At 70.7% G+C, this 12,194-nt stretch carries 11 protein-coding genes; 3 read left to right on the top strand and 8 right to left on the bottom strand.

Annotated features, from left to right (window positions below; translation table 11 throughout):
* Position 1: 1 nt before the first annotated feature.
* Together J8403_RS35320 and J8403_RS35315 are read right to left on the bottom strand one after the other, a co-directional pair.
* Positions 2-846 (bottom strand): IS5 family transposase gene (locus tag J8403_RS35320; RefSeq protein ID WP_425519913.1). Its coding sequence is split into 2 segments (ribosomal slippage): positions 2-507 and positions 507-846, totalling 846 coding nucleotides; the frame shifts between segments, so codons are not numbered across the junction.
* Between the two features lie 37 nt (positions 847-883).
* A complete protein-coding gene (locus J8403_RS35315; RefSeq protein ID WP_211126692.1) occupies positions 884-1,285 on the bottom strand; it encodes a PPOX class F420-dependent oxidoreductase in 402 nt (133 codons plus the stop codon).
* 141 nt (positions 1,286-1,426) lie between these two features.
* Here J8403_RS35315 and J8403_RS35310 point away from each other — a divergent pair, with 141 nt between their 5' ends.
* Positions 1,427-2,092 carry a MarR family winged helix-turn-helix transcriptional regulator gene (locus J8403_RS35310; RefSeq protein ID WP_211126691.1) on the top strand — a complete coding sequence of 222 codons (666 nt, stop codon included), beginning with the start codon at positions 1,427-1,429 and terminating at the stop codon, positions 2,090-2,092.
* Between the two features lie 39 nt (positions 2,093-2,131).
* Here J8403_RS35310 and J8403_RS35305 read toward each other — a convergent pair whose 3' ends face one another.
* The 4 genes from J8403_RS35305 to J8403_RS35290 form a co-directional block, all read right to left on the bottom strand.
* On the bottom strand, positions 2,132-2,347 hold the full coding sequence (locus J8403_RS35305; RefSeq protein ID WP_211126690.1) for a thioredoxin domain-containing protein: 216 nt from the start codon (positions 2,345-2,347) through the stop codon (positions 2,132-2,134).
* A 160-nt stretch (positions 2,348-2,507) separates the two neighbouring features.
* Positions 2,508-2,873 carry a YciI family protein gene (locus tag J8403_RS35300; RefSeq protein WP_211126689.1) on the bottom strand — a complete coding sequence of 122 codons (366 nt, stop codon included), beginning with the start codon at positions 2,871-2,873 and terminating at the stop codon, positions 2,508-2,510.
* A 96-nt stretch (positions 2,874-2,969) separates the two neighbouring features.
* Positions 2,970-4,433, bottom strand: a complete 1,464-nt coding sequence (locus J8403_RS35295) for an alpha/beta hydrolase family protein (RefSeq protein WP_211126688.1) — start codon at positions 4,431-4,433, stop codon at positions 2,970-2,972.
* A gap of 138 nt (positions 4,434-4,571) precedes the next feature.
* Positions 4,572-5,576: a LacI family DNA-binding transcriptional regulator gene (locus J8403_RS35290; RefSeq protein ID WP_211126687.1), complete on the bottom strand. Its 1,005-nt coding sequence runs from the start codon at positions 5,574-5,576 to the stop codon at positions 4,572-4,574.
* A gap of 220 nt (positions 5,577-5,796) precedes the next feature.
* Between J8403_RS35290 and J8403_RS35285 the strand changes: the two genes are divergently transcribed.
* Both J8403_RS35285 and J8403_RS35280 read left to right on the top strand, forming a co-directional pair.
* The gene (locus tag J8403_RS35285) at positions 5,797-8,781 is read left to right on the top strand and encodes an alpha-L-fucosidase (RefSeq protein ID WP_211126686.1); all 2,985 of its coding nucleotides are present in this window, start codon (positions 5,797-5,799) and stop codon (positions 8,779-8,781) included.
* Between the two features lie 11 nt (positions 8,782-8,792).
* Positions 8,793-10,268 (top strand): glycoside hydrolase family 28 protein, encoded by a 1,476-nt coding sequence (locus tag J8403_RS35280; RefSeq protein WP_211126685.1) that lies wholly within the window; start codon positions 8,793-8,795, stop codon positions 10,266-10,268.
* Positions 10,269-10,298: 30 nt separating this feature from the next.
* Here the strand turns inward: J8403_RS35280 and J8403_RS35275 are convergent, their stop codons facing one another.
* Complete coding sequence (locus J8403_RS35275; RefSeq protein ID WP_211126684.1) at positions 10,299-10,919, bottom strand: L-threonylcarbamoyladenylate synthase; 621 nt, start codon at positions 10,917-10,919, stop codon at positions 10,299-10,301.
* A gap of 69 nt (positions 10,920-10,988) precedes the next feature.
* Positions 10,989-12,164 carry an Lrp/AsnC family transcriptional regulator gene (locus tag J8403_RS35270; RefSeq protein ID WP_211126683.1) on the bottom strand — a complete coding sequence of 392 codons (1,176 nt, stop codon included), beginning with the start codon at positions 12,162-12,164 and terminating at the stop codon, positions 10,989-10,991.
* Positions 12,165-12,194 lie beyond the last annotated feature (30 nt).

Below are 12,194 nucleotides of genomic sequence, written 5' to 3'. Positions count from 1 at the left end.
ATCACTGTGCGGACCAGAGAAAGATGCCCGCGATGTGGAGTCCGGCCAGGTAGATGGTGGCTGTCTTTTCGTAGCGGGTGGCGATGCCTCGCCACTGCTTCAGGCGGTTGATGCACCGCTCGACGGTGTTGCGCTGCTTGTAGGTCTCGCGGTCGAAGGCCGGTGGCCTGCCGCCGTGACTGCCCCGACGCAGCCGGTGTGCGCGCTGGTCGGCGGGGACGGGGATCACTGCCCGAATGCCGCGCTTGCGCAGGTGCTCGCGGATTGCGCGGGAAGAGTACGCCTTGTCGGCCAGGACCAGGTCCGGCCTGGTGCGGGGCCGTCCCCGCCGACGAGGAACGCGCAGGCGGGCCATGACATCGGTGAAAGCGGGTGCGTCACCGGCCTGGCCTGCGGTGAGAACGAACGCCAGAGGTCGGCAGCGGGCATCGGCAGCGAGGTGGATCTTCGTGGTCAGTCCGCCCCGGGATCGGCCGATGGCGTGTTCGGCGGGTTCGCCGGCCGGGGCCCCTTTTTGCGGGCCCCGGCCGCATGCTGGTGAGCCCGCACGATCGTGGAGTCCACCGACACGGCCCAGCTCAGGTGCTCTTCCGCGTCGGCTTGGGCCACCAAGGCGGTGAACACCCGCTCCCACGTGCCATCCACGGCCCACATCCGCAGCCGGTTGTAGACGCCCCGCCAGTTGCCGTACTTCTCCGGCAGGTGAACCCACTGCACACCGGTCTGGAACTTGTAGGCGATCGCGTCGATCACCTCACGATGGTCCCGCCAGCGGCCACCCCGTTTCGGCGTCCGGTCCGGGAGCAACGGCTCAATCCGCGCCCACTGCGCATCAGTCAACGGCACACCCGAACCAACGACCGACTGATCCAAACGAATCTGCCTAGCCGCGGGGGCTGCTGATCCGTTCCGGCTGGATCACATAGAGCACCCGCACCTGATCGCGGCCGCCGAACCACGGGTAGGGCCCTCCGAGGTACTTCTGCGCGAGCGCCTCGATGTGTTCGGCCGCCCCCTCGGTGGTCATCCGCACCACACGGCCGCGGATCTGGACGTAGGAGGTGGGTTGCGCGGGGTCCGCGACCGCGATGGCCACCCGCGGGTCGCGCGCGATGTTCCGGTTCTTCTGATGCGACTCCACACTGTTGATCAGGACGTGCTCGCCATCGGTGTCGACCCAGGTCTGGGTGAGCTGGGGCGAGCCGTCGGGCATGGTGGTGGCGATGTAGCAGGTGCTGGGGCGGCGCAGCAGCGCCAGCACGTCCTCGCCGAGCGGTACGGGCACGGGATCCTCCAGGGGGCGGTGGTGGGGTGCTGGGGCCACGGTAGCCACGGCGTGGAGCCCGCCCCTCCGTGCCCCCGGACCGAGAACGACAGCGCCTCACACGGCTTACCGCCACCTCCCGGCGGCGCGTACTATCGTGACATGTTTCGTAACGGGCCGGACGGTGCACCTGCGGAGTGTTCGGTCTGTGGGGCCGAGCTGGAGAGCCGTCGGACCGGCCGACCGGCCACGTACTGCTCGCAGGTCTGCCGTCAGCGCGCCTATCGATCGCGGCGCTCGGCACCGGTGCGGGTGGACGGGCGTGGAGCGGGTCCGGGAGCCCGGAAGGAGGCGGCGGCACCGCTGCGGGAACGGGCCGTACCCCACCTGTCCGGTCAACAACTGCGGGCCTGGCGTGGGGTGCTGGAGCTGCAGGCCGTGCTCATGCCGAAGCTGGAGGCGGAGCTGCGGGAGGAGACCGGACTCACGATCAACGAGTTCGATGTGTTGTACCAGCTGTGGCGGGCTCCCGGCGGTGTTCGCCGGGTGGGCGATCTCGCCCATGACGTCCTGGTCACGCCCGGTGGCGTAACCCGTCTGGCCGACCGACTGGTCGATCGCGGGCTCGTCGAGCGGCGCCGGGAGGACGGGCGCCAGGCGGTCGAGCTCGCGCTCACCAGCGCCGGGGGCCACCGGATCCGTGCGGCGATGGATGTGAGGTTCCGAGGTGTGCGCAGGAGGTTCGTGGACCTGCTCGACGCCGAGGAGGTCGAGCTGCTCGCGAAGATCTGGGCGCGCCTCCGTGCCCACAACGCCGGGGAGGACTGACCTCGGCGAGGCTCCGGCACCCTCGTCACGGAAAGTGGTTCATCCGCTCTCGGCGATCGCGTGTGTCGCGTCCAGGACCGCGTCCGGCTCGGCGCGCCGGGTGTAGTCGGCGGAGACGTGTGCGTAGCGAATGACACCGTTCCGGTCCGCGACATAGGTTGCGGGCAGCGGCACCTCGGGCGCGGCCGCACCGTTGAACGCGGCCACGTCGTTACCGTTGCCGAGCTGATAGGCGACGATCTCGGGCGGCGTCACGCGCCAGGCCCGTCCGTTCCACATCGCGCACGGCGCCGGCCCGGGCGGCACGCTCCTCGGGGGTGCGCGCGTCCCACGCCGTTCTCCGCTGCCGAGCCAGTTCGTCTTCGAGTGTCATGCTGCCTCTCCGTCCACGAACCGGTGGGTCTTTCTCGGTCGCTCAGGTGAGGGTGGCCGTGCCGTCGGACAGGGTGACGGTCACCTCGAACGACCCCTCGTTGAGCTGCCAGGGCCAAAGCCGGTAGGTGCGCAGCCCGCGGGCGTGGAACGGGTCCCGGTCGACGATGTCCCGCGCCTCCCGCTCCGACGCGGCACGCAGGATCACCATGCCGCTTCCCGACCCCCGATAGTTCTCATCGAGCAGGGGCCCTCCGGCGAACAGCCGGCCGTCACGCTCCAGCGCCGCGAGCCACTGCTTGTGCTCCTCGAGGTGGGTGCGCAGCGCGTCGGCGGTCACCCCGTCACCGGGTTCGGTGAAGCAGACGAGCGTCGATACTCGACACCAGAAGCAGACTAGGTGGCCCATAGTTTCCCAGTCAACAATATCCGCCGCACCGAACAGTCCGGTCGAGGGGGAGGCCGGGGTCGGCCGCGGGGAGCCGACCCCGGTGGGCGTGGCCCCTCAGGGGGCGATCCCCACACCGTCGATCCCGCTCCACGCCCGCTCCTGCGCCGCGGTCATGGCGGGCCAGCCGAGCCCGCCCGGCCGGGGACGGACCCGCGAGGCGTAGGGCGCGGGGTGGAAGGCGGAGTCGTAGAAGCAACCGCTGCCGTAGATCTCGTCGAAGGCGCCGCAGGAGGCCGCGATCGAGGACGGGGTCGGCTTACGGCCGGAGCGCACCCATGTGTCCAGCGCCGAGATCGAGTTGGCGTATTCGGAGTCGCTCAGCGCACTGTGCTCGGTCTCCTCGGTGAACGTCTGGACGAGGTTTCCGGCCCGGCCGGCACCCCGGAGGGTGGCGCGGTAGGCCGCCTCGTGCTCCACGAAGGCGGTCGGGTCGTCGATCGCGTGCAGGGTGAGGACCGGAAGGGAGACCCTGCCGGTGAGATCGCTGTCGTAGGAGAGGTCACGGCGGGCGGTGGGATCGGCCGAGAACCGCTCGACACCCGCGTTGAGCGCCTTGTCGTCGTGTGAACCCGAGTACCACACACCGCGGTTGCCGAACGGATTACGGCCACCGAGCCGGTTCCACACGATGTCCCGGAAGGTGAAGGTCGCGAACTGCAGATGCGATGCGAGGGAACGCTCCGGGACGCGGGTGACGGCGAGGATGTCGTCGAGGTTGCGCTGCTGTGCCGCGGTCCGGTCCGCGGGGTCGGACGCGTAGCCGGTGCACTCCTGGAGGCGGGCGCGGAGCCCGGTGTTCGTCAGGGTGGAGTCCGGGCGCAGCCCCTGCCACAGCGGGTATTGCGGCTCGGTCGGCCGGGGGTGGTTGTGGCAGTAGTACTGGTAGACCACCCGCAGGTCGACGCGGTAGTCGTAGCCGCGCGAGCCGCCGCCGAGGACACCGCTGGTCAGCAGCACCCCGTCGTAGGCCCCCGGCCGTGTGCCGTAGGTTTCCGCCACCTTCGCAGCGACGTTGCCGCCCCAGGACTGGCCGTGGACGTACGTCCGCTTCGGCTTGCCGAACCGGGCGAGGAACAGGCGGCGTACGTTCTCGGTGTCGGCGGCGGCCATCCGGGTTCCGTAGCCACCGCGGCGGTAGGAGGAGCCGGCCCAGGCATATCCCTGGTCGACCATCACCGCCCAGCGGTCCAGGTCGTCGGTGCTGCGGGACGGGTCGGAGGAGTCGCCGAGGTCGGGTCCGCCGTGTGCGTGCACGACGAGGGATCCGTTCCAATGGGTGGGCACCGCGATCGTGTAGTACGCCCCGTTGGTGTCCTGGCCGGTGTAACACGTCGCCTTCCCGGCCAGCTTGGCCGGGCAGGTGGCGGCCTCGGGCTGGGTGGTCCGGGCGTGGCCGGTCGGTGCGTTGCCGAGCGTGCCGAGGGACACGGCCGCGAGCACGGCCGCCAGTACCGCCGGACGGCGGCGGCGGTGGGAGGCCCACCAGGAGACAGGCGTGGGCGCGTCAGATGTGTTCAAGGAGTGGCTCCTATCGTGCTGCGCGCGAAGCTGCGCTGCGCACGGGGATGCTAGGAACCGCAGGGGGCGAGCGCCATGCTGTCGATCATTGCGTTCATATTGTTCGCCGGGAGCGCCGAGGACGGCGGCGCAAGGGGGTCAGGAGGACGCGCGGATCACGAGGCGTGGCTCGATCACCGTCTCGCCCGTTCCGGCGCCGGTCATCTGGGCCGCGACCTGCCGCACCGCGGTCCGGCCGAGGAGCTCCTTGTCGACCGTCAGGGTGGTCAGCGGTGGGTCCACGAGCCGGCTCAGTGTCAGTCCGTCGCAGCCGACGAACGCGCAGTCCTCCGGCACCCGCACCCCGCGGTCGCGGGCGCGGCGCATGGCACCGATGGCGATCAGGTCGTTGTACGCGAGCACGGCCGTCGCGCCGAAGCCGGTGTCCAGCACGTCCTCCATGGCCGCCGCCCCGCCGTCGAGGGAGTTGGCCGCCGGGAAGACCCAGCTCTCGTCCGCGGGCAGCCCCAGTTCGGCAGCGGTGCCGAGGAACAGCGAGTGCCGGGTGCCGCGGTCGCCCGCGTCCGGGCGACCGCGGTCATCCAGCATCGCGATCCTGCGGTGGCCGCGCTCGACGAGGTGGCCGACGACCTGGCGCATCCCGCTGGCGAAGTCGATCCGGCCCCCGCTCACCGCGGGTGGCCGGTGTTCGTTGTCCAGCAGGACGAAGGGCATCCCGGAGCGCCGGATGAGCTCGATGGCGCCGGGGTCCAGCAGAAAGGCGATACACGCGTCCACGTGGTTCACCACGGTCTCCGCCACCGCGGTCTCGCGTTCCAGGGCGGATCCGGTGCTGTAGACGGCGACCTGCCAGCCGCGCTCGTCGGCCGCCGCCAGCACACCGGAGACCACCTCGGGGAAGAAGGGGTTGAGCACGTCCGCGATGACCAGCCCCAGTGTGGTGAGCCCCGGGCCGACCATGCCACGGGCGAACCGGCTGGGCCGGTATCCCATGGACTCGGCCACCAGGAGCACCCGCTCTCGCGTGGCGGGGTCGATCTCCGGTTTGTCGTTGACCGCGCGGGACACGGTCTGCCGGGACACCCCGGCCGAGCGCGCCACGTCGTCGATGGTGATACGGCGCGACCTGCCGTTCGCGGGCATGGTCCCCACCCCTCTCCGCACCCGCGGACGTGGCGTTCGGGCGCGCTCATGGATGCGGTCCCCCGATCCACTCCCGCCTTGATAATCACCGCGGCGGCGACGGGCGTCAACGGATCGCCACCGCATAACACCCCACCACCGCACACATATTGACACGGCGGCCGGGTGGGCCGGACAGTGCTCCGTGAGCGCTCACGGGAACGTTCACGGAGGACAGGATATGCCCACGCCGAGGATCCCGCTCCGCCCCTTCCACATCTCCGCCGCCCGCACCGCACATGCCATCCGCGCCACCCGCGCCCGGTGGCGCGCCGTGTGCGCGGCGGTCGTACTCGCCCTGGCCATCGGCCTCCTGGCCGCCCCCGCCCGGGCCGAGGTCCACCACCCCCGGCAGGAGTGGCTGCGCCAGTCCACCGCCGGGCTCTTCATGCACTGGGGCATGTTCACCCACCCCCAGCACCAGAACTGCGCCGAGTGGGAGCGCGATGTCACCGAGGGCGGCTGGAGCGCCGACTACTGGGTGGACGAGGCGCGCAAGCTCGGCGCCTCGTACATCGTGCTGGCCACCTTCCACAGCAGGCTGGGCTACGCCCGCCCGTGGCCGTCGAAGGTGCCCGGCAGCTGTGCCACCGAGCGCGATCTGCTCGGCGAGCTGGTGGCCGCCGGCAAGGCCAAGGGCGTGCACATCGTCCTCTACATGACCGACGACCCACAGTGGCACAACGCGGACGGCGTCGAGACGCTGGATTCGGCCGCCTACTCGGCGTACAAGGGCGAGCAGGTCGACCTCACCACGCGCCAGGGCTTCGGCAGGTACAGCTACGACCTGTTCCTCGAGGCCATGGAGAAGTACCCGGATCTGTCGGGGTTCTGGATCGACAACGACAACGAGTACTGGGAGGAGCACGGCCTCTACGAGAAGATCCGCGAGCGCCGCCCGGACTGGCTGCTGAGCAACAACAACGAAGACACGCCGATCATGGACACGGTCAGCAATGAGCAGAAGACCGGCATGACCCCGGCGTACGACTACCCCGCCGCCGTGAGCGTCCCCATGCCCCGGCTGACCGAGGCCGACTACAAGCTGCCCACCACCGGCGACTGGTGGTACGACGGCGGTGACCACGAGGTCGACGCCCGGCTCAGCACCGGCCGTTACATCACCAACGCGGGCTCCTCCATCAAGTCGCTCATGGCCGAGACTCCCATGGTGAACGGCAAACTCCCGCCCCAGCAGGAGGAGTTCAACGACTTCATGGGCAAGTGGGTCGAGCCCATCAAGGAGTCGGTGTACGGCGTCGAGGGCGGCGGCTATATGTACGGCGGGATGCAACCCGGGTTCTGGAACGACGGCGCGCACGGCGTGGTCACCGTGGGCCGGGGCGAGAACGGCGACCGCACCCAGTACGTCCACGTGGTCACTCCGCCCCGCACCGACACGGTGCGGCTGGGCGACAACGGCTACACCGTGCGCCGGGTCACCAATCTCCGCACCGGCGAGACGATGCGCTTCAGCCAGTCCGGCGGCCATCTGTCCATCCTCGGCATCCACGACTGGGATCCGTACGACACCGTCTTCAAGGTCGAGACCGACGGCCGCCGGCCCCTTTACCCGCAGTCCGGTGTGGGCGCCACCGCCACCTCCGCGCGGACCGGCCACCCGGCGGCGGACCTCGCCGACGGTGACTACGAGACCTACTGGGACAGCGACGGCAAGCTGCCCGTCTCCGTCACCCTCGACCTCGGCGCGCGCAAGCACACCACGGCGCTGGCGGTGAACCAGCGCGAGTGGTCGCCTACGCACGCCCGGTCGTCGTTCGGGCGCCCCGAGGACTCCGCGCGCATCAAGGACTACCGCGTCTACGCCGGCGGCGACGGCAAGCGCTGGACACCGGTGCGCTCCGGCACCCTGCCCAGCGCCCGCGGGGTGCAGACCATCGACCTCGGCGGCCGCGACGCCCGCTATCTGAAGCTGGAGGTGCGCAGCCTGTGGGGCGGCCCCCAGGCGCCGGAGTTCTACGACCAACTGCGCATCGACGAGATCCAGGTGGCCTACGGCCGCTCCAGGACCACCCGCACCCAGCTGCCGCTGGAGGCCGAGGCGCGGCAGAACACGTCGTCGGGCAAAGTCCACCCGGTGGCATGCGGCGCCTGCTCGGGCGGGCGGCAGGTGGACGGTCTCGGCGGCGGGTCGCGCAACTCCGTGACGTACCGCGAGGTCCGCGCGGCCGAAAGCGGCGACTACCGGCTCCAGTTGGACCACACCGCGGCGGCCGCCTCCTCCCTGTCCGTGAGCGTCAACGGCGCGGCGCCGGTCGAGGTCCCGGTCGGCGCGGGCAGCCCCGAGGTGCCGGCGAGCACGGCGGTGTCCGTACCGCTCAAGGCGGGCGCCAACACGGTGAAGGTCTTCAGCACCGCCCGCCGCGGCCCCGGGCTGGACCGGATCGCGGTGGCCCCGCTGCCCCCGGCCTCGTACACGCCCAAGACCACGCTCACCGTCCGGCCGCACGGTCTGCAGTGGGTCGGCTCCGGCCGCCGGTCCCTCACCGTCACGGCGGCCCTCCGGCTCGACGCCGACGAGCAGCTCGACGACATCAGCCTCGCCCCCCGGTTGCCGGCCGGCTGGACCGCGGACGGCGGCCCGGTCACGGCCCGGTCGCTGCGGCTCGGCCAGACGGTGCGGGGCACCTGGACCGTCATCTCCCCGCCCGGCCAGGACGCCGGTTCGGCCGACATCCCCGTCACGGCGGACTTCGGGCTGCTCGGCCGGCAGAAGTCGGTCTCCGACCAGGTCAAGGTGCGGCCACTGCCCGCCGACCGGATCTGGGCGCGCGAGGCGGAGGACTCGGCCAACCAGTTCGGCAGCACGGGCCTCACCGGCTGCGGACCCTGCTCCGGGGCGGAGAAGGTGCGCAACATCGGCGGCAGCGAGCAGGCTGCCATGGTCTTCCCCGACGTCGTGGTCCCCGACGGCGGGCAGTACACGCTCCACCTCGACTACACGGTCAACGGCACCCGCTCGTTCCAGGTGAGCGTCAACGGCGGCCCGGCGACCAAGGTGACCGTGACCGACACCGGGAACACCACCCCGCGCACGACCTCCATCCCGGTCACCCTCAACTCCGGCACCAACACCATCAAGATCTCCAACGACACCGAGTCCGCCCCCGACCTCGACCGGCTGTCCCTCGGCCGGACCACCTGAGGAGCCAGGCGATGCATCCGAGACCTTCCCGCCGCTCGGCGCTGCGCACCGGCGGTCTGCTGGCGGCCGGCGCGCTGCTCCCCCAGCTGCCCGAGGGGGAGGCGTACGCGGCCACGTCACACACCGGCGCGGTCACGCCGCACACCGGCGGGGCCACCGATTACACCGGGGCGTGGCGCGCGGTGCCGGGGATCCTGGACCGGATCAGGCCGCCCGCCTTCCCCCGCCGGAGCTTCCGGATCACCGACTACGGCGCGGTCGGCGACGGGCGGACGATGAACACGGCGGCGTTCAGGGCCGCCATCGCCGCCTGCCACCGGGCGGGCGGCGGCCACGTCGTCGTCCCCGAGGGCCGTTTCCTCACCGGCGCCATCCATCTGCGCAGCCGGGTGAATCTGCGGGTCACCGCGGGCGCCACCATCGCCTTCAGCCCCGATCCGCGCGACTTCCTGCCGGTGGTGCTCACCCGCTGGGAGGGCACCGAGTGCTACAACTACTCGCCCTTCATCTACGCGTACGGCGCACGCGACGTCGCGGTCACCGGGCCCGGCACCCTCGACGGGCAGGCGCGACTCGGCCCGTGGGAGAGCTGGTACCGCGACAGCGGACCGCAGGGGGCCGATCAGAAGCTGCTGCGCGAGCTGGGCTCCACGGGAGCGCCGGTGGCCAGGCGGGTCTTCGGCGACGGCCACTATCTGCGGCCGAAGATGGTGCAGTTCTACCGCTGCCGCAATGTCCTGGTCAGCGATCTGACCATCGTCGACCCGCCGATGTGGACCGTGCATCCGGTGCTCTCCGGCAATGTCACCGTGCGCGGTGTCACCGTGGACAGCACGCTCTACAACACCGATGGCTGTGATCCGGAGTGCTGCTCCGACGTGCTCATCACCGGCTGCCGCTTCAACACCAACGACGACTGCGTGGCCGTCAAGTCCGGCCGGGACGAGGACGGCCACCGCGTCGGCGTGCCGAGCAGGAACATCGTGGTGCGCGACTGCCAGTTCTCCGGCCGCTGGGGCGGGATGACCGTCGGCAGCGAGATGTCCGGCGGGGTGCGCGACATCTTCGCCGAGAACTGCGAGATCAACCCAGCGGACTTCCCCGGCCGCTACCCCGTCAAGCACGCGCTGTACGTCAAGGCGAACAAGAAGCGCGGCGGCTACATCGACGGTGTGCACATCCGGAACTTCACCGGACAGGGCGTGGAGCGCGACATCGCGTTCGTCACCATGGCCTACAACGGTGGCGAGGACGGGACCCTGCCGGTGTCCGTGCGGAACATCCATATGGACCGCATGGCGATCGACGGCGCCCAGACCGTGCTGCGGCTGGTCGGCCTGGACACCGACCACCTTCGCGGGGTGCACCTCTCCCGCTCCGCCTTCACCGGCATCCTCAACCCCGACAGCATCGCCTGCACCGACGATCTGACCTTCCGGCGGGTCATCGTCAACGGCCAGGAGGTGCCACCCCGGCCACACTCCTGACCGACGCGGGGACGGGGGCCATCGGCGCGGCTACTCGAACCGTGCCGTGTCACCCGCCCCCCGGCGTACGATCTCGGCCTCGCCGCTGGAGAAGTCGATGACCGTGGTCGGCTCGGTGCCGCAGTCGCCCGAGTCGATCACGGCGTCCACCACATGGTCGAGCCGTTCCTTGATCTCCCAGCCCTGCGTCATCGGCTCGTCCTCGTCGGGGAGCAGCAGGGTGCTGGAGAGCAGTGGCTCACCGAGCTCGGCGAGCAGGGCCTGGGTGACGACATGGTCGGGGATCCGGACTCCGACCGTCTTCTTCTTCGGGTGCGGCAGCTGACGCGGCACCTCCTTCGTCGCCGGGAGGATGAAGGTGTAACTGCCGGGCGTCGCCGCCTTGATCGCGCGGAACACGTCCTTGTCGATGTGCACGAACTGGCCGAGCTGCGCGAAGTTCTGGCACATCAGCGTGAAGTGGTGACGGTCGTCGAGGTTGCGAATCGACCGGATCTGGTTGATTCCGTCACGGTTGCCCATCTGGCATCCCAGCGCGAAGCAGGAGTCCGTCGGATAGGCGACCAGCCCACCGGAGCGGATCCTCTCGGCCACGTTGCTGATGGTGCGCTGCTGAGGGTTATCGGGATGCACATCGAAATACTTCGCCATCCACCGAGCCTACGTGCACCGACAGCAGGCACGGCACATCACCACCCGCGGACGTCGCTACGCCGTGGCCTAGACCGTATGGAGGTCGAGACCCGCGGCCAGGCTCGTGTGGGAGGGGCCCGGGCCGTGCGGGTGCAGCAGCGGGACGATGCCCACCGAGCGGCCGTCCTCGTCCAGCAACCGGCCCATGTGCTTGACCGTGCGCAGGACCAGCGAACGGTCGTCGACGGTCAGCCGGGGCAGCCGCCGGGAGAGATGAGCCTCGAAGGCGTGCACATCGCTCAGGCCGCGCAGCCAGACGTCGATCACCAGATTGTGCGGGCCGGCGATGATGGCGCACGCGCGGACCTCGCGGAAGCCGGACAGCACCCGGCTGGTCTCCTCCAGGTGCTGGGCCGGTACGGACGCGAAGTACACCGCGGACTGCGGCCACCCGAACGGGGAGCGGGCGAGGTCGCAGCGCAGGCTCACCTGTGAGGGCAGCAGCGACTGGAGTCTGCGGCGCACCGTGGTGAGGCCCACCTCGGCGGCCGCCGCCAGCTTGCGCATCGACATGCGGCCATCGGCGCTGAGCAGCTCCAGGAGCCGCGCGTCCAGGGCGTCCCAGCCCGCGGCGGTGTCGTCCACCGGCCGGGCCGACGGGAGCAGGGCCGCCTCGATACGTGCGCACTGGTCGCTGTCCAGGCTGCGGAGCCGCCAGCGGCTGCCCTCCGTCGGCATGCCGGTGGAAATGTGCGCCCGGGTCGCCCGCACCCCGGGGGTCCCCTGGAACAGCCGTGTGGTGAGGCGGAGCAGCTCGTTCAGGTCCCGGACCTGCACCTCGGCGATCACATCGCGGCCGCCCGCCGTGAGCTTGACGTTGACCACCGAGTGATCCACCGCCAGCGCCCGGGCGATCTTCGCCGCGGTGCCGGGCTCCGTGTCGACCTCGATGACGCCGGTCGCCACGAGCCGGGAATTGGCCAGCCGCGGATGTGCGGTCACCCAGGCGAGTCCCGCGTCCTCCAGGCGCTGCCAGCGCCGCGCCGCCGTCACCGGGTCGACTCCGAGCACCTCACCGACGAGCGTCCAGGGGGCCCGGGGGTGGATCTGGAGGGCGTGCACGATGCCGCGGTCGAGTTCGTCCAGTTCCGGCGCGGCGCGATCCTGCGCCGTGTGAGGAGGCGCGTTCCTGCGGGTTTCCCGGGAATCGCGGCTCAAAGTTGCATCGCGACCTGGGCCTGTCTTCAGCATTCCACACTCCATTCACTGTTCCTGAGATTCGAGGAGTGATTC

It is taken from the genome of Streptomyces yatensis (assembly GCF_018069625.1).
GTDB lineage: Bacteria > Actinomycetota > Actinomycetes > Streptomycetales > Streptomycetaceae > Streptomyces > Streptomyces yatensis.
The sequence above is the reverse complement of the archived record's forward strand: the minus strand, read 5'-3'. Positions and strand labels throughout refer to the sequence as shown.